This is a genomic window from Chryseobacterium sp. FP211-J200, assembly GCF_001643375.1.
Taxonomy (GTDB): Bacteria; Bacteroidota; Bacteroidia; order Flavobacteriales; family Weeksellaceae; genus Epilithonimonas; species Epilithonimonas ginsengisoli.
On the sequence record NZ_LSHB01000011.1, the window covers coordinates 12,598 to 29,548 of the forward strand.

18 protein-coding genes are annotated in these 16,951 nt (G+C 36.2%); 16 read left to right on the top strand and 2 right to left on the bottom strand.

Features of this window, described 5'->3' with window-relative positions:
• Positions 1-126: 126 nt before the first annotated feature.
• Both AXA65_RS04120 and AXA65_RS04125 read right to left on the bottom strand, forming a co-directional pair.
• Complete coding sequence (locus AXA65_RS04120) at positions 127-852, bottom strand: LytR/AlgR family response regulator transcription factor (protein ID WP_063968853.1); 726 nt, start codon at positions 850-852, stop codon at positions 127-129.
• Positions 849-1,919, bottom strand: coding sequence for a sensor histidine kinase (locus AXA65_RS04125; RefSeq protein WP_063968854.1), 1,071 nt, complete (start codon positions 1,917-1,919; stop codon positions 849-851). Before AXA65_RS04125 ends, AXA65_RS04120 begins: the two co-directional genes overlap by 4 nt.
• 188 nt (positions 1,920-2,107) lie before the next feature.
• On the opposite strand from AXA65_RS04125, the gene AXA65_RS04130 reads away from it, so the two are divergent.
• The 16 genes from AXA65_RS04130 to AXA65_RS04205 all read left to right on the top strand — a co-directional run bounded on the left by AXA65_RS04130 (position 2,108) and on the right by AXA65_RS04205 (position 16,882).
• On the top strand, positions 2,108-2,536 hold the full coding sequence (locus AXA65_RS04130) for a hypothetical protein (RefSeq protein ID WP_063968855.1): 429 nt from the start codon (positions 2,108-2,110) through the stop codon (positions 2,534-2,536).
• A gap of 3 nt (positions 2,537-2,539) precedes the next feature.
• The gene (locus AXA65_RS04135) at positions 2,540-3,526 is read left to right on the top strand and encodes a DUF6268 family outer membrane beta-barrel protein (RefSeq protein ID WP_063968856.1); all 987 of its coding nucleotides are present in this window, start codon (positions 2,540-2,542) and stop codon (positions 3,524-3,526) included.
• 263 nt (positions 3,527-3,789) lie between these two features.
• The gene (locus AXA65_RS04140) at positions 3,790-4,389 is read left to right on the top strand and encodes a DUF6624 domain-containing protein (RefSeq protein ID WP_063968857.1); all 600 of its coding nucleotides are present in this window, start codon (positions 3,790-3,792) and stop codon (positions 4,387-4,389) included.
• Positions 4,390-4,401: 12 nt separating this feature from the next.
• Positions 4,402-4,983 (top strand): TIGR00730 family Rossman fold protein, encoded by a 582-nt coding sequence (locus AXA65_RS04145; RefSeq protein ID WP_063968858.1) that lies wholly within the window; start codon positions 4,402-4,404, stop codon positions 4,981-4,983.
• 12 nt (positions 4,984-4,995) lie between these two features.
• Positions 4,996-5,559: a Crp/Fnr family transcriptional regulator gene (locus AXA65_RS04150; protein WP_063968859.1), complete on the top strand. Its 564-nt coding sequence runs from the start codon at positions 4,996-4,998 to the stop codon at positions 5,557-5,559.
• 131 nt (positions 5,560-5,690) lie between these two features.
• Complete coding sequence (locus tag AXA65_RS04155; RefSeq protein ID WP_063968860.1) at positions 5,691-6,368, top strand: type 1 glutamine amidotransferase domain-containing protein; 678 nt, start codon at positions 5,691-5,693, stop codon at positions 6,366-6,368.
• Positions 6,369-6,370: 2 nt separating this feature from the next.
• Entirely contained in the window at positions 6,371-6,679 is a 309-nt protein-coding gene (locus AXA65_RS04160; RefSeq protein WP_063968861.1) for a putative quinol monooxygenase, read from the top strand.
• A gap of 467 nt (positions 6,680-7,146) precedes the next feature.
• Positions 7,147-7,719: a Crp/Fnr family transcriptional regulator gene (locus AXA65_RS04165; RefSeq protein WP_063968862.1), complete on the top strand. Its 573-nt coding sequence runs from the start codon at positions 7,147-7,149 to the stop codon at positions 7,717-7,719.
• 70 nt (positions 7,720-7,789) lie between these two features.
• A complete protein-coding gene (locus AXA65_RS04170; protein WP_063968863.1) occupies positions 7,790-8,641 on the top strand; it encodes an acyl-CoA thioester hydrolase/BAAT C-terminal domain-containing protein in 852 nt (283 codons plus the stop codon).
• Positions 8,642-9,004: 363 nt separating this feature from the next.
• Complete coding sequence (locus AXA65_RS04175; protein ID WP_063968864.1) at positions 9,005-9,901, top strand: EamA family transporter; 897 nt, start codon at positions 9,005-9,007, stop codon at positions 9,899-9,901.
• Positions 9,902-9,995: 94 nt separating this feature from the next.
• Positions 9,996-10,811, top strand: a complete 816-nt coding sequence (locus tag AXA65_RS04180; protein ID WP_063968865.1) for a GLPGLI family protein — start codon at positions 9,996-9,998, stop codon at positions 10,809-10,811.
• 109 nt (positions 10,812-10,920) lie between these two features.
• Positions 10,921-11,406, top strand: a complete 486-nt coding sequence (locus tag AXA65_RS04185; protein ID WP_063968866.1) for a hypothetical protein — start codon at positions 10,921-10,923, stop codon at positions 11,404-11,406.
• A 176-nt stretch (positions 11,407-11,582) separates the two neighbouring features.
• Positions 11,583-11,987, top strand: a complete 405-nt coding sequence (locus AXA65_RS20360) for a serine hydrolase (RefSeq protein ID WP_063968867.1) — start codon at positions 11,583-11,585, stop codon at positions 11,985-11,987.
• Positions 11,950-13,020, top strand: coding sequence for a serine hydrolase (locus tag AXA65_RS04195; protein WP_063968868.1), 1,071 nt, complete (start codon positions 11,950-11,952; stop codon positions 13,018-13,020). Before AXA65_RS20360 ends, AXA65_RS04195 begins: the two co-directional genes overlap by 38 nt.
• Before the next feature lie 124 nt (positions 13,021-13,144).
• A complete protein-coding gene (locus tag AXA65_RS04200; protein ID WP_063968869.1) occupies positions 13,145-14,098 on the top strand; it encodes a ketopantoate reductase family protein in 954 nt (317 codons plus the stop codon).
• Positions 14,099-14,239: 141 nt separating this feature from the next.
• On the top strand, positions 14,240-16,882 hold the full coding sequence (locus tag AXA65_RS04205) for a copper-transporting P-type ATPase (RefSeq protein WP_063968870.1): 2,643 nt from the start codon (positions 14,240-14,242) through the stop codon (positions 16,880-16,882).
• Positions 16,883-16,951: the final 69 nt, after the last annotated feature.

The following is a 16,951-nucleotide window of genomic DNA, read 5'->3' on the forward strand; positions in this document are numbered from 1 at the left end:
TGCTGATGATCGGGAATTCGTCCGACAATGATTCACCGGATTTTGTCAGAATATTTTTGACGTTCCTTGTCGTCTACTTAATTTCAAATTTGACACAATTTTTGATATTCAGAAAAAAAATCACCACTAATTTTCCAGATTCAGAGAGCCGCCGGAATATGCTGTGAAAAATGCCGATCTGTAAACCTCTCCCAGAGGAATTTCAGATTCATCAATATAAATATTGTGATTATCAAAAGAGTCTATAAAGTTGAGATTCACGACATAAGACTTGCTGACTCTCAGAAATATTGAATCAGGAATCTTCTGATGAATCGTTTTAAGATTCATCGCCGTGATCAGCTTTTGCGTTTTTGTATGGATGACGACATAATCTTTCAGTCCTTCAATGAATTTAATTTCATCAAAATTTAATTTATAAAAACGTCTGTCAGCTTTAATGAAAAGAAAGTCAGCTGTATTGGATTCAACTGTATTTTTGATCGTTTCCCGAGAAAGTAATTGGTTATAAAGCTCTGCTTTGTTAATGGCTTTTTCGAGTCTTTCCTTTTCGATTGGCTTTAATAAATAATCAATCGCATCCAGTTCATAACTTTTCAAAGCGTATTGGGAATAAGCTGTTGTAAAGATAATAAGTGTCTGTTTCGGTAGCATTTCTGCAAATTCCAAACCTGTGCCCAGAGGCATTTCTATGTCCAGAAAAATCAGATCAACCTGATTGGTTTTAAGATATTCCAAAGCTGTCAAAGCATTGGAAAAATCACCCAAAATTTCCAGATCTGAAACTTCCCGGATCAATGACTGCATCTCTGCTCTTGCTAAAGGTTCGTCGTCTATAATGATACAATTCATAGTGGAATGCTAAGGTTTACAATATATTCTTGATCGGTTGAATTGATATTCAAATCGAATTTATCCTGATACAAAAGTTCCAAACGTCTTTTGATATTTGCCAATCCAAGTCCACCGTAATTTTCATTTGAAATAGAATAATTTGGATTTCGGGAATTGGTACAGACAAATAGAAGATTTTTATCTTTAATTTCTATATTAATATGAACAAAAGACGGATTATCATTGATTTCCACGCTGTGTTTTATGGCATTTTCCACAAATGTTGTGAATAGATTTGGTGGAATAAAAGTCGTGTTCAAAATCTTTTTATCAGTTTCAGTTTTGATCTCAACACAGAAATTTTCGCGTCTTATTTTTTCAAGATTAATGAAGTTGGACAAGAACTCAATCTCGGAAGTCAGCAAGGTTTTCTCCTCATTATTTTCATATAATTGATAACGCAGAAACTCCGATAATTTCACAATAACAGTTGAAGCTTTCTCAGGATCAGTTCGGATCAAAGCTTTCACATTATTCAGCATATTGAAGAGAAAATGTGGATTGATCTGGTTTCGCAGTTCTTTCAGTTCCATATTCAACGTCAGGTTGTCAAGCTCTACGATTCTCTTGTTATCATTGGTCCATTTCTGCAGTAATCTCACTGTTGTACTCATTAGAATGATGGGAAGACACATCAGTACACCTTCATACATTCCTCTTTTGTCATCAATGGGATCAGCAATTCTGTAATCCGAAAAAACAGTAGTAAAACAAAAACCAATCAAATTAAGTCCAGCAACGCCCATAATGATCAACAGTGCGAGATATAAAAGATAATGTGTTTTAAAGAAAAACAACGGAACCAAAATATAAATATTGATGTAGATCATTATCAAAAGCGAAACGTACACAAAAAACAAGATCATATACTCGTATTCCGGTTTGAAATCGTGCCAGAATCTTGCATTATACATCAGCAGAAAAAAGAAAAGCAGAAAAAGAAAATGTCTCAGAACCCTGAATTTTCTATCAATCAAAAAATCGATGACGATCATTTCTTTTATGTCCTTGTGATTATATCTCATTAGGTATTTGATGAATGACAAAAATAGCTAATAACGGATTCAATCCGGATTTTATTATACAAAACAGGGATTTTATTATACCAATTTTTGAAAGGCAGGATTTGGTATAAATTATAAAGGTGTTCGTATAAAAAATAATTTTGCGGCACTTATTCTCTATTCCTTTGTCCGGTAAAAATCACCATAATATGGAACTGAACATTTTTCAAAAACTGACAGAAAAGATTGACATCGAGTGTTTTTATATGACGCCATCGCAGCTGGAGGAAAAAACGATTCAGCTCATCGACCTTCATCATTTTATCGAATCTTATAATCAAAGTCTGAAAGTTGTTGATTACATCAGTCATCCAATCAATATCATCGAGGACAATGGCGTGATGAAAGGCATTCTTTTTTACGATTTGAAACATCAATTCACATTGGATCTTCTGGCTTCCGAAGTTTTCAAAAAACAACATCAACTGCAGGAGCTTTGGTTTGTCTTTGTGGAAGAAGATCACGTCAGCAATTACAACAGACATATCGATTTTCTCATCGAAAATGGAATCGAACTTTTTTATAACCGGATTTTCACATTCAATTTTTTCCAATCTGTCATCTATTCTTTAAAATAAACTATGAAAAACTTTCAAAAATTAATAATTCCTTTCGCTATTTTTCCTTTCCAGAATAGGATTTTGGCTCAGAAAAAAGACAGTATTCCGCGTCAGGTGGTGGCGTTTGTCACAGATAAATTTCCGCAGACCAGAGATCTTAATGTAGAATTCACACAATTGACGCCTTACAAATATTCATCACAATTATACGGATCAGATTTGCAGGAAAACAAAGTCAAAAGTTTGCAGCAAGTGAAAGTAAACACAAACTTTTACTTCATCAAAAATGCAAAATGGATGCTGAGCACGAGTTTGAATTATAAATATACTTCTATCAATACAGAACAATCAACATCAATCTTTTCAGAGGAAAAAGGCAATAAACAGGATTTCCACTATCACACAGAATCATTGAGTCTCACCCGATTCTCAAAATTATTTGGAAAAACAGCAGTTTATTCCGCAACCGCATCTGTAGACGGAAGCGAGCAGCATTTTGAGAGAATCAGAGGAATGTTAACCGGTTCCGTAGTTGTAAAAGCCAACGCAAAAACTACCTTTACAGTAGGTCTCGCCGCACTTATCGATCCAAGTGGTCAGATTCCTGTTTTCCCGCTTCCTGTGATTACTTATAAACACAGATTTGATAATGGTTGGGTTGCAGATATCATCCTTCCAAGTAAAATAATGATGCGGAAAAATGTGTTCCAAAACGGAAGAGTTTCTATCGGAACTGAGATGGACAACACGGCATTTTATATTTATAATGCGGACAAAAGATATGAATTCCGGCAGTTGGAAATCAATTCCGGAGCCATTTACGAGCATAAATTGGGAGCTAATTTCATCGGAACTTTGAAAGCCGGAATGCGATCTACGCCTAATGCAAGAATTTTCCGGAAAGAAGATACTTTCAAAGATTATATTTTCGATGCTAGTGTGAAGTCTTCTTTTTATTTTAATATCGGTGTTTCTTACAATCCATTTGGAAAACCGAGAAAGAAATAATTTATTTTTAATGAAATTTCTGAATATATTTTGTTCAATATATTAATTTTATGTTAAAAACCTTTCAACTTTTTGAGAGGTTTTTCTTTTGAACAAAGCTTAACTTTACCTTATTAAACAAATCAGAAAAATCAAATCTATGCTAAATTCTTAGAAAGAGATTCTAACTAATGATATATTGAGTTTTATCTAGCAGCAGCAGCTTTTTTATTAATTTAACATTTCTTATTTGTTTTAAATTTTAGAATATTAATTTCGAAACTATGCATCTCAAAAACATTCCAGAAATCATCATTGGTCTTCAAAACGCAGATTTAGAACTTCGGGAAAAACTGATTTCTGAAGGAAAATTGGGTGAAGGTTATAATCAGGAAATGGAAAATCTTCACAATAAAAATGCTGAAGTTTTGAATGAGATTATCGATATCATCGGATTTCCAACCGTAGAAAAAGTGGGAAATCATTCAGCTTATTCTGCTTGGTTGGTGATTCAACATTCGATCGGAAAACCTGAGTTTATGAAAAAATGCGCCGAACTTTTGGAAATTGAAGTTAAAAAGAAGAAAGCCGACCCAAGAAATCTCGCCTATCTCACAGACCGAATTGCAACTTTTGGAAATAAACCGCAACTTTACGGAACCCAATTTGACTGGGACAATAATGGAGAATTGAGCCCAAATGATTTTGATGACATCAATAAAGTCAATCAACGAAGAAAGTCCATCGGTCTGAATACGCTGGAGGAACAAACAGAGATCATAAGAACGCAGGCAAAAAACGAAAATCATTTGCCACCAAAAGATCTGACCCAAAGAAAAACGGAGATGGAGAAGTGGAAAAAATTGGTAGGCTGGATCAGATAGAATTTATAAAAAATGAAAAGAGTAACAGTATTTTGCGGTTCCAGCTTCGGAACCGATGAGATTTTTAAAGCACAAGCCATTTTATTAGGAAATAAATTGGCGGAAGAAAATATAGGATTGGTCTATGGCGGTGCCAACGTTGGATTGATGGGTGCAGTAGCGGATGGCGTTCTGGAAAAAGGCGGTGAAGTTTTTGGCGTTTTGCCCAAATTTCTGAGATCAAAAGAAATTGCCCACAACCACTTGACCGAATTGTTTTTGGTAGAAACAATGCACGAACGAAAAACCAAAATGAATGAACTTTGTGACGGTGTGATTGCTTTGCCAGGCGGTTTCGGAACGTTGGAAGAGTTTTTTGAAATGCTGACATGGGCGCAATTGGGTCTTCATAAAAAACCAATCGCCATTCTTAATATCGATGGATTTTATGATTCTTTGATCGCATTTATCCAAACAACAGTTGACAAAGGTTTCCTGAAACAAGTGAACCAGGATATGCTGATTATAAGTGATAATATCGAAGATCTGTTGAACAAAATGAAAAACTACGAAGCGCCAACAGTCGGAAAGTGGATCACAAAGGAAACACTTTAAAAAGAAAAGCCAATGGAAAAACTGCGTCAACATATCCAAGAGATCGTCTCATTGTCTGATGATGAGTTTGAATTGATCAAACCATTCTTCACGACAAAACGAACTTTGAAAAATCAATTTCTAATTAATGAAGGCGATGATGTTCCATATGAATTTTTGGTTCTCTCAGGCATCTTCAAAGTTTTCTATCTGGACGAGCAAGGGAAAGAGTTCATTCTTCAATTTGCCAAAGAAAACTGGTGGATGTCCGATTATCAAGCATTTTTTCAAAACAAAAAAGCCACCATGTACATCGAATGTATCGAAGCTGGAGAAGTCTTGGTGTCAACTCTGGAAGCAAGAGAAAAACTATCATCAGAACTCCACAAAATGGAACATTTCTACAGAATGAAATTGACCAACGGCTACATTGCGCTCCAACAAAGAGTGAAATTATTACTCTCCAGCACACCTCAACAGCGCTACGAAGAATTTTCAAAACTCTATCCTGATCTGCTTCAAAGCATCCCTAAAAAGCTGATTGCTGAATACCTTGGTGTGAGCCGGGAAACGCTCAGCAGACTTTATTCCAAATAAAATTTTCAAAAGTGTGATTCTGGTCACACTTTTTTTGTGACTTAGCCCCTTCTCTTCGGAAGCTTGCCTAGACTACTTTTGTCTTATCAAATTAATAGAACAATCAATTAATAATTTAAAGTTATAAAGACATGAAAAAGAAGATCTTGATCATCGTTTCCAATGCCAACGCCATTGGTCCGAACAACAGAAGAACCGGAACATTTTTACCAGAAGTAGCTCATCCTTATGCAGATTTTGATAAGGCAGGATTTCAAATTGACTTCGCGTCATTGACTGGAGAAACACCTTACCTTGACGGATTAGACCTTGCCGGCGACCCGGACAATCTCAAATTCTTAACCGGAGACGGTTGGGCAGAGATGCAAAAAGCAACCAAACTAAGCGATGTGGACACTACAGTTTACGATGCTGTTTTCACGCCAGGTGGATTGGCCCCAATGGTCGATATGCCGGAACATAAAACCTTGAAAAAAGTAATTGCAGAAACTTACGAACGTGGCGCAATCGTAGGCGCAGTTTGTCACGGTCCTGTTTCTTTGTTGAATGTAAAACTTAGCAATGGCGAGTATTTGATCAATGGAAAAAATATCACATCATTCACTACCGAAGAAGAATCAATGTATGCGATTGCCGATGTTCCCTTTGACCTTCAAACCGAATTATCGAAACAAGGTGCCATCTTCCACGCAGAAACCGCTTGGTCTGCGCACAGCATTGCAGACGGAAATCTTGTGACTGGTCAAAATCCTGCTTCTGCAAGAGGCGTTGGAGAGAAAATCGTGGCTTTACTAAATCAAAAAAATTAATCATGGAAAATCAAACACAACCTATCTTCATCTTTGCCAAATGGCAAGTGAAAAATGGAAATCTACAAACCATTTTGGATCTGCTTCCTTCATTAATTGAAAAAAGTACAAGCGAAGAAGGCAATATATTTTACAAAATTTATCAAGACAATGCTGACATCAACACTCTGATATTGAATGAAAGTTATAAAGACATGTCAAGTATTGAAGCTCATAAAAACTCCGATCATTACCAGGAAATTGCAGTAAAACAGATCATTCCTTTACTGGAAAACAGAGAAGTGATTTTAGCTTCCGAGCTTACACTTTAACAAAGATAAATTTTTAAAATAAAAAAGGCTGAAGTACGACTTCGGCCTTTCTTGTTGGTAACGATTTATCTCGTTTTCCCAGAATTGCTAAAATTCACCATCATCCATTCGTAGCCGTCTTCATCTTTCCTCAATCTGCCTAAACCAGGAAACGGAATATGATCGGCGGCGATGAGATAATTTCTCCCGCTGCTTCTGCATATATTTTTTTGCGTTGTTCGGCGGCTTTTACTTTATCAAATTCGTTGGCAGATAATGATGGCACTCATCGGCTCCAAATTAAAACCCATCATCATCTATGCTTTAGGAAATCGAACATTACGTTTTGAACAAATATTTGGTACGCATCGATATCATTATGGAACAGCAAATATTCGGAGAGTGATAATTTGGAGCAAGTCGAGAATGATCAGCTTTAAAGCCTGAATATTTATTATCTTTACCTTAAGCATCGTTCCAATTAAAAAATGAATCCAGAAGAATTACTTTTTCCGCATTTTGAAAAATACATCAAACTAAGTGACTCTTTAAAAAAGGAATTGGCAGAACGCGTCAAATTCAAAACTTTCAAGAAAGGCGAACTCATTCATGACGCAGATGCGATCTGTACCAAGAGTTATTTTATACTGAAAGGACTCGTTCGAACCTACTTCATCAAAGACGGAAAAGAGATCAGCGAATATTTCAGTGATCAAGGCGAATGGACCAATTCACCTCGAAGTTTCATCCAGAGACAGTTGGACATCTATTACATCGATGCACTGGAAAACACAGAGACATTTTGCCTTCATGTGAATGATCTGATGTTCCTCTTCGAAAATTTCCCGGAAATGGAACGCTACTCCAGACTGTCGATGGGAACTGTGTTTGGACATCTGATGGAAAGGATCACATCTATGAGGTTTACAACCGCAAAGGAAAAGTATCTCCATTTTTGTGAGGTCTATCGTGGTGTTTATCACAGGATTCCTTTGGGAATGGTAGCTTCGTACCTTGGCATTTCTCAGGAAACCCTTAGCAGAATCAGAGCTGAAAAGTAATTATTTGATATAGGTCAAAAATTTTCTCCTGTCAATTGCTAAACTTTGTTCAGTAATTAAAATCAATAAAATGAACAAAGCAACTACACTTTCACTATGGTTTTTGACGATCTTAGTTCTTGGCACAACCCTCTCTTTTGCCCAGATCAAATTAGAAACGCAAAATACAGAAAGTCTGCTCTATTTAGGAGAATCTGAAAATCAGCCATTAGTTATAGGACTTGGAGGCTCCGAAGGTGGCAATGCGTGGGCAAGCGATCACTGGAAAACAACGCGTGAAGAATTCCTTAGAAAAGGTTATGCTTTTTTAGCTATTGGTTATTTTGGGTCAAAGGGAACGCCAGCTATTTTGGACAAAATCGCGATTGAAGATGTTCACAATGCCATTCTTGCAGCAACTCAGAACAAAAAGATCAATAGATCAAAGATTGCCATCGTCGGTGGATCACGCGGTGCCGACCTGGCTTTGCTGTTGGGTAGTTACTATCCGGAAATTAGTTGTATTGTGGCTATTGTTCCAAGTCATGTCGTGTTTCCAGGACATACAGACCACTTCACCAGTTCTTGCTGGACCTATCAAAATCAGCAACTTCCCTTTGTTCCTGTCAATGAGGAATCTATTCCCTTTTTGATGAAAAATGACCTCAGAGGAGGATTTGAAGCGATGTTGCATGATCAGACAGCTGAAGATAAAGCCTTGATAAAAGTAGAGAATATTAACGGTTCTATTCTATTACTCTCAGCAACAAAAGACGAGATCATCCCATCCACGCCTATGTCAGAAAAGATAATCAATCGTTTGAAAGAGAAAAAATTCAAACACAAAGCCGAGCACATACAAATTGATGGGAGCCATGCGGAACCTCTTAAGCATTTTGATAAAGTTTTCAGTTTTCTGGATGAGAATTTTAAAAATAAGTAGAGAAGAATATGTAGAAATACCTTGGAAAAATTTAATTTTCAAACATTTCTAACAAAAAAAATGATAAAGTGGTGATTCACATATAGTTTTGGCAAAAAATTTGATATTAAAAATTCAAATAAATCTAATTCATAGTTTATTAGATTTATTGATAAGGAGGGCAGTGATGCCCTCTTTCCCAGACAATCAACGATCAATTTATATTAACCGAAGAAGAGAGACAGCTCAAATTTGTTTCTCTTCTTTTTTATGTTTTTATATCACAAATACTTTTGTTTTGAGGAGAGTCTTCCCTTTATCAACGGCAAAATCCCTATTTTTGCACCATCAATATTGATAAAAGATTCCTAACATTACGATCACTTGAACACTCTGAGATATTACCTCGCTGCCATCTGTGCTTTCACCCTTTGGGGCACATTCAGTCTGGTTTTGAAGCCACTTCATTCCTTTGCATCATCGGACATTCTTTTTTATCGGGTGTTTAGCTGTGCGATCATTATGACGGTCGTTTCCGTTTTATTCAAAAGAAAAATGCTGAAGGACAACCTGAATTATTTCAAATCTATTCCAAAAAAAAACAAGAAAGATCTGATCATTCTCAATGTCGGCAGCAGCATTTTGCTCACTGCAAACTGGTTTTCTTTTATTTATGTGATGAATCATGTTAGCGTACGGGCAACCTCTGTGGCTTATTTGGTTTGCCCGATCATCACCACGATCCTTGCTTACTTTTTACTAAAAGACAAGTTGACCAGACTCCAATGGTTGTCGGTTTTTCTAAGTTTTCTAGGCTGTCTTTTGTTGTCTTATGCCAAAATGATAGATATGTTTTATAGCAGCCTTATCGGTTTTACTTATGCTGCATATCTCGTGAGCCAAAACAAAAATAAACAGTTTGATAAATTTCTGGTTCTAAATTTCCATATTCTGCTTTCAGCCTTGATCTTACTACCATTCTTCCCTTTCTATTCTGGAAGTCTTATTACAGACCTTAAATTCTATTTCTATATTGAGATCATTGCGGTGATGTACACCATTGTTCCATTACTTCTCAATCTCTATGCACTTTCGGGTATCAGTTCTTCCAAAGTTGGGATGATACTGAACATCAATCCTATCATTGCATTTGTCTTGGCTGGTGTTGTTTATCACGAACCATTGGGAAGCTTGCAGATATTCTCATATGCCTTGATATTCTTGGCTGTGATAGTTTTTAATGGGAAGGAGATTTTCAGGTTGAAGAGTAAGAAAGCGTGACTTTTATAAGTTTTATTTAACAAAGTTTGTGAAGTTTTGTGAATGAAAATGAGAAAAAAACAAGCTAATTTTACTCTTATAAAACTTCTAACAAATGAAAAATAATTACTTATTAATTCTGATTCTTCTTTCCAATTTTATTTTCGGACAAAACAAACAATTTCTCTACGAATACAAATTCATTCCTGATTCGACGAACAAAACAGATATCAAAACAGAAATAATGATATTGAATTTTCAAAAAGACAGGTCAGAGTATTATAGTTCCGTAAGATATGCATCAGATTCTGCTCAATTTGAAGACTATCAAAAAGGAATCAATTCTATGCCATCTGGCAGTGCGATGGTGAATGAGTGGGTTACAAAATATCCTAACTCAAATCAATTGGTCCATACCACATTCTTGATCTGGGACAAATACAAAGTAAAACAAGATGTAGAATTCAATTGGAAATTGACCACCGAGTTTTCTAAAATCCTAAGTTATGATGTTCAAAAAGCAACCACCGAATTCGGAGGTAGAAAATGGACAGCTTGGTTTACAAAAGAAATCCCGATCCAAGATGGACCGTACAAATTCAAAGGTTTACCTGGTTTGATTCTGAAAATTGAAGACAGCAATAAAAGTCACGTGTTTGAACTGAAAGGAATTAAGTCTAAAAAGGAACCGTTCGTCTATCCTGATCTGCATAATTACCGTATTGTTGAGTTAAATCACGATCAATTTATCAAAAAATTTAAAAGTTATCGTCAAAACCCAACAGCTGATTTAGTGGGAAGAATACCTGACCAAAGAGATGCTGATGGAAAATTCAGAACATCTTCCGAAATCATCAGGGAACTAAATCAGCAAGCGCTGGAAAGACTGGCAAAAGAAAATAATCTGATTGAATTAAATCTTCTCAAATAGATAATATAATTACAAATATGATATACTATAAAGTTATTTAGATTCATTAAAAATAACTTTGTAAGACAAGCTTTTTTACCTATTTTTACCTCATAATATTTAATCAAAAATGAGAAAAATAATATTCGGAGGAATGGTGGCTTTATGCGGATTTGTGACAGCTAATGCACAGTGTAAAACCGTCTCCACATTGACAGAAAATTTTGATACTTGGAAGGATATCGACAAATGTTGGACGGCTCAAAAAGGAGAAGCAATGCTCTACGCTAGCGATAAAAAGGTCATCTTCTACTCCATGACCAAGCCTAAGGAAAATATGTATCTCGTAACACCAAAAATCAAAGCGGGAAACTATACACTTAGCCTTGATGTTACAGACAACGGCGGAGAAACGACATTGGAAATCTTGTCCATCCAAAACGCTTCAAATCCCAAAACTTTTACCACCATCGCAAAACCTGTGAAAATCGGGAAAGACAAAAAAGTCTTCAACATCTCATTGAAAAAAGACAGTAACTTAGGTTTGAAAGTGATGCTGAATGGCGTACATCAAGCCGTTTATTTGGATAATCTTTCTTTGAAACCGAAAAAATAAGCAGTTTTTATATTTAAACTAAACGCTTTACATAAATCAAACCTTCAGAAACTCTTGAAGGTTTTTTTTATAAATTACCTTTTACGATGTAACAGAACGCCTTTTAAGATTGTCAAACTATTGAAATTGAAATCAACAATAACTTCATTTACAATATTTACATTACAACAAAACATATGAGTAAAATAATCCTTTTCCTACTGGCTTTTATCGTTACATCAACTTTTGGTCAAAATAAAAATGACCTGAATAATTCTATCGATTCCATAATGGATAAAAATGCCGAGGTACTACTTAAAAATGCAAAGGCATATTCAGTCTCCATTGGTATTGTAAAAGATGGAAAGGTTTACACCAAACATTACGGTGAAATCGATAAAGGGAAAGGCAATAAAGCAAACGACAATACCTATTTCGAAATCGCTTCCGTTACAAAAGTTATGACCGGCTATCTGCTGGCACAAGCTGTTCTGGAAAAGAAAGTGAAACTGGATGATGACAAAAGAAAATATCTCAAAGGTGATTATCCCAATCTGCAGTACGATGGTAAACCAGTCAGTCAAAGATTTGATTTCTTATAAATCTGCCATACCTAGCGTTTTGCCAGATGACAGAGAGATTCTGAAAACATTTGACGACCAAACCACATTCAAGCTGGTAGAACTTTATAAAAATTATTCGAAAACCGATTTTTTGCGTGACCTAAAAACTGTAAAACTAGACACAATTCCTGGAACAAAATACCTTTACAGCAATCCAAGTCTTGAGATGACTGGATTGATGCTCGAGAATATTTACAACAAACCTTTTGAGAAATTAGTAGAGAATAATCTGTGGTCAAAACTGAATATGAACAAGACGAAATTCACATTAAATGCCAACGAAAAGCTTGGCAATGGCTATAATTCCAATCACGTTTTGATGCCACATTTTGTAAGTCAATTATCGGGTTCATCAGGTTTGAGAGCCAAATCCACTTTAGGAGATTTGATGAAGTTTTTAAAGTTCGAATTGGATAGTGAAAACAAAGTTGTTCAGGAATCACAACGAAATATTACAAACAGCAATCAAGATTGGTATGGCTATTTTTGGGATCGAATTTATGTTTCAGAATTCGGTAAGTATGCTTTCAAGCACGGCGGAGCCTATGGCAATCAGGTGATGTTTTCTGTATTTCCAGAGCAGAATTTGGGTATTTGTGTAATGGTCAATATCAGCGGACCAGAAACCGGCGAGATTCTCAGCAATTCTACATTTGACATTGCCAATGATCTTTTGATTGATAATAAAAACAAAAATATTTACGGTTATAGATCAACCGATAATAAAGTAATCTTCAGTTACACACACGATAAAATTCTGGACAACAGTCTCATAAAAAGTATTGCAGTCGCGGGCACACTCAATGATTGGAATGCGGATAATAAATCATTTCAAATGATCAGAAAAAATGCTGACACTTTTGAATTGGCCATCCCGAAATCACAATTTGAGAAAGGAAAAGAATACCAATTCAAGTTTGTAATTAATAAAGCCAGGTGGATGACAGCGCCAAACAACGCATTGAATGCCGACAAAACTACAGACAAAAATCTAATATTAAAAATCGAGTGATTTTCATAACAACTTTCAATTGATTAACCCTTCGGAAAATTTCTGGAGGGTTTTTATATCTTCATAGGTGAATTCATTCTTTTTTCTCAAATTTGCGCCGAATAAATTAACATAAGATAATCATATGGAAAAGAAAAATATAGTAATAATAGGTCTTGGCGGTGTTGGTGGATATTTTGGTTTCAAAATCAATCAACTGAATGAGAAAGAGAATCAGTTTCATATAACTTTTGTAGCTAGAAGCAAAACTTTTGATATTGTTAAGGAAAATGGACTGACATTACTCTCTCCCGAACACCCGAATATCATCACAAAACCTAACGAAATAATTCAAAGTATTTCCGAAATAGGCAATTCCGATCTCGTTCTAATTTGTGTTAAGGAATATGATCTGGAAAACGTTTGCGAACAATTGAAACAAGTTATCAGCCCAAATACGATACTTCTACCTCTGATGAACGGCGTTGACATCTATGACAGAATAAGAAAAATAATTCCCGAGAATACGATTTTGCCAGCCTGCGTCTATGTAGCTTCCCATATCAAAGAAAAAGGGATTGTTGAGCACAAAGGAAAGGCTGGAAAATTGATATTTGGTAAAGACCCTGCAAATATTGCAGAGAATGTAGATTGGATAATCAAATTAATGACAGACAGCGGAATCGACTTTGATTTTAAAGAGAATTCCTTTGCAGACATTTGGACCAAATTCATTTTTGTAGCCAGTTTCGGATTGGTGAGTGCAAAGTACAATTCTTCTATCGGAACAGTTTGCGAAGATTCTGCACAGAAGCAGGAAGCCACAGCCATTATGAAAGAAGTAAAAGCTATTGCAGACAAAAAAGCAATTACTCTTCCAAACGACATTATCGAAAAAACTTTTGAAAAAGCTTCCACATTTCCACCTTCTACGCCAACGTCTTTGCAACTGGATATCAACGTCAAACAGCAAAACAACGAACTCGAATTGTTTGCAGGCGCCATCATCCATTACGGAAAAGAGCTTGGAATAGAAACGCCTTCTACCCAAAAAATACATCAGGAATTAACAGATAAGATTCAGCAACTAAGTCTTTAGTTATCGAAAACCTAATCAAAGCCTTTAGATTTTTCTAAAGGCTTTTTTTTGAGACGATAATTGCTGAATATAACATCTTTCCATTTATTTACAACACTTTCCATTCTATTTTTCAGAAATTTGTAATTGTAAATTTCAAAAATGGAAAACCACAATCATCATAACCACGACAATCTTCATCCCAACCAGAGAATTTCACCAAGTTCCGTCTATTATTGCCCGATGGAATGCGAAGGAGAAAAATTGTATTTCAAACAAGGCAGATGTCCGGTTTGTAATATGTTCCTAGTTCCGATTGAAGAACGTGAAGACCAACGAAACAAACCACAAGCCTACTCCAAAAACAATCTTCCCGAAAGTTTCAAAGATAAGATAGGAGAATACTTCTGCCCGATGTTTTGCGAAAGCGATAAAACTTACGAATCAGATTCTGGTTGCCCTGTTTGTCACATGCATTTGGAAGAAATCAGTGAAGAGTTGGTTCAGAATTCTGAGTTCAATGTCCAAAGTTCAAAACCCGAAATCCGAAACCCAGAACTCGATACTCAAAATCAAGGGAAATACTATTGTCCGATGTTTTGTGAAGGCGACAAGGTTTACGATTCCAACGTTGGTTGTCCGGTTTGCGGAATGGATCTCGTAAAGATTCCCGAAAAGAAGGCCACAGAATACACTTGTCCGATGCATGCAGAAATTGTCCAAAACGAACCCGGAAACTGTCCGATCTGCGGCATGGATCTAGTCCCGAAACCTTCTAAAGATAACAATCACGAAGACGAAACCTATAAAATTCTGAAAAGAAAATTCTGGATTTCCTTAGGATTTTCCATTCCAGTTTTTATTCTTTCGATGGGCGGCATGTTTATCGATTGGCCTTTTTCTCACCAGATCCAGGCTTATTTGGAACTTCTCTTATCACTTCCAGTCATTTTCTATGCCGGCTGGTTTATCATGAAACGTGGCTGGACCTCCTTCAAAACCTGGAATCTCAATATGTTTTCATTGATAGCTTTAGGTGTTACAGCAGCATTCTTATTCAGTTTGATTGCCTTGATAAATCCAAGCATTCTTCCTCACGAGTTATCCCACGGCGGTTCTGTACCGCTTTATTTTGAATCGGTTTGTGTGATTTTGACTTTGGTGATTATGGGACAAATGTTGGAAGCAAGAGCGCATCAAAAAACAGGAAAAGCCATCGAAGCTTTGATGAATCTTTCTCCGGAAACAGCGAATTTAGTCGTGCATGAAAATGAGAGAAAAGTGCCACTTTCTGAAATTAAAATCAATGATATTCTAAGAGTAAAACCAGGCGAAAAAATCCCTGTTGATGGAAAAATTATTGAAGGAAATTCCAACGTCGATGAATCGATGATCACAGGCGAACCAATTCCTTCAGAGAAAAAATCAGGCGACAAAATAACCTCCGGAACCATCAACGGAAATGGAAGTTTCCTCATGAAAACAGAAAAAGTGGGCGATGAAACTCTACTTTCCAAAATCATCAAAATGGTGAACGACGCCAGCCGAACAAAAGCACCGATCCAAAAATTAGCGGATAAAGTTTCGAAGATATTTGTTCCAACCGTGATCGCAATTTCAATTTTAACTTTCGTTTCGTGGTACATTTTCGGTGGAGAGAATAAATTAATTTATGCTTTTGTGAATGCTGTCGCAGTGTTGATTGTCGCTTGTCCTTGTGCTCTCGGATTGGCAACACCAATGAGTTTGATGGTCGGAATCGGGAAAGGTGCGCAAAATGGAATTTTGATAAAAAATGCAGAAGCCTTGGAAGAAATGCATAAGATCAATGTCTTGATCACAGATAAGACCGGAACTTTGACAGAAGGTAAACCAAGTCTGGACAATATCGAAACTTTAGAAAATCAAGATAAAAATACAATTCTAAAACTCGCTTCTTCACTCAATCAAAATTCTGAGCATCCTTTGTCGAATGCGGTTTTAAGTGAATTTAGAAAATCCTTCGACTCCGCTCAGGATGACAGATTCGAGAAAGTAGAAAGCTTCGAAAATATTTCCGGAAAAGGCGTAAAAGGAATCATAAACAACGAAGAAATTCTGTTGGGAAATGAAAGTTTATTGAAACATTTTAATATTGATATTCCCGAAAATTTAAAACAAAAAGTCATCTCAATAAAAAATGATGCGAAAACGATTTCTTATCTCGCAAAAGCTGGAAAAGTTGTTGGATTCTTAAGTTTTTCTGATCAGATCAAGTCAACTTCAAAGCAGGCCATCCAGTTTCTTCAAAGTCAAAATATCGAAGTGATCATGATGACCGGTGATAACGAAAATACTGCAAAAGCAGTTGCAGCCGAACTTGGAATCAAAGATTTCAAAGCCAATTGTCTTCCTGAAGATAAAATGAACGAGATCAAAAAACTTCAAAGCGAAGGAAAAATCGTTGCAATGACAGGTGACGGAATCAATGATGCACCGGCTTTGGCTCAGTCTAACATCGGCATCGCCATGGGAACAGGAACGGATGTCGCCATTGAAAGTGCAGAAATCACTTTGTTAAAAGGCGATATCCTCGGCGTTGCGAAAGCGAAAATCCTAAGTGAAAAGCTATTGAGAAACATCAAAGAAAATCTTTTCTTCGCCTTTATTTACAACGTTTTGGGAATTCCGCTAGCTGCTGGATTGCTCTACCCTTTCTTCGGAATTTTGCTAAGTCCAATGATTGCCGCCGCGGCGATGAGTTTCAGTTCGGTTTCTGTGATCCTGAATTCTTTGAGACTGAATAATGCGAAATTAGATGTTTGATTTAAGTCACAAAAGAAGATTCTGAAAATCAATCTAAAAAGTTCAAAAAAGAAACTCTTAGTCCTTTTT

Excerpts from the sequence above, each read along its gene's own strand:
- AXA65_RS04200 (WP_063968869.1), top strand. The coding sequence starts at position 13,145 with ATGGAAAAGAAAAATATAGTAATAATAGGTCTTGGCGGTGTTGGTGGA.
- AXA65_RS04130 (WP_063968855.1), top strand. The coding sequence starts at position 2,108 with ATGGAACTGAACATTTTTCAAAAACTGACAGAAAAGATTGACATCGAG.
- AXA65_RS04155 (WP_063968860.1), top strand. The coding sequence starts at position 5,691 with ATGAAAAAGAAGATCTTGATCATCGTTTCCAATGCCAACGCCATTGGT.
- AXA65_RS04135 (WP_063968856.1), top strand. The coding sequence starts at position 2,540 with ATGAAAAACTTTCAAAAATTAATAATTCCTTTCGCTATTTTTCCTTTC.
- AXA65_RS04185 (WP_063968866.1), top strand. The coding sequence starts at position 10,921 with ATGAGAAAAATAATATTCGGAGGAATGGTGGCTTTATGCGGATTTGTG.
- AXA65_RS04180 (WP_063968865.1), top strand. The coding sequence starts at position 9,996 with ATGAAAAATAATTACTTATTAATTCTGATTCTTCTTTCCAATTTTATT.
- AXA65_RS20360 (WP_063968867.1), top strand. The coding sequence starts at position 11,583 with ATGAGTAAAATAATCCTTTTCCTACTGGCTTTTATCGTTACATCAACT.
- AXA65_RS04195 (WP_063968868.1), top strand. The coding sequence starts at position 11,950 with ATGGTAAACCAGTCAGTCAAAGATTTGATTTCTTATAAATCTGCCATA.
- AXA65_RS04170 (WP_063968863.1), top strand. The coding sequence starts at position 7,790 with ATGAACAAAGCAACTACACTTTCACTATGGTTTTTGACGATCTTAGTT.
- AXA65_RS04205 (WP_063968870.1), top strand. The coding sequence starts at position 14,240 with ATGGAAAACCACAATCATCATAACCACGACAATCTTCATCCCAACCAG.
- AXA65_RS04140 (WP_063968857.1), top strand. The coding sequence starts at position 3,790 with ATGCATCTCAAAAACATTCCAGAAATCATCATTGGTCTTCAAAACGCA.
- AXA65_RS04120 (WP_063968853.1), bottom strand. The coding sequence starts at position 852 with ATGAATTGTATCATTATAGACGACGAACCTTTAGCAAGAGCAGAGATG.
- AXA65_RS04125 (WP_063968854.1), bottom strand. The coding sequence starts at position 1,919 with ATGAGATATAATCACAAGGACATAAAAGAAATGATCGTCATCGATTTT.
- AXA65_RS04165 (WP_063968862.1), top strand. The coding sequence starts at position 7,147 with ATGAATCCAGAAGAATTACTTTTTCCGCATTTTGAAAAATACATCAAA.
- AXA65_RS04150 (WP_063968859.1), top strand. The coding sequence starts at position 4,996 with ATGGAAAAACTGCGTCAACATATCCAAGAGATCGTCTCATTGTCTGAT.
- AXA65_RS04145 (WP_063968858.1), top strand. The coding sequence starts at position 4,402 with ATGAAAAGAGTAACAGTATTTTGCGGTTCCAGCTTCGGAACCGATGAG.
- AXA65_RS04160 (WP_063968861.1), top strand. The coding sequence starts at position 6,371 with ATGGAAAATCAAACACAACCTATCTTCATCTTTGCCAAATGGCAAGTG.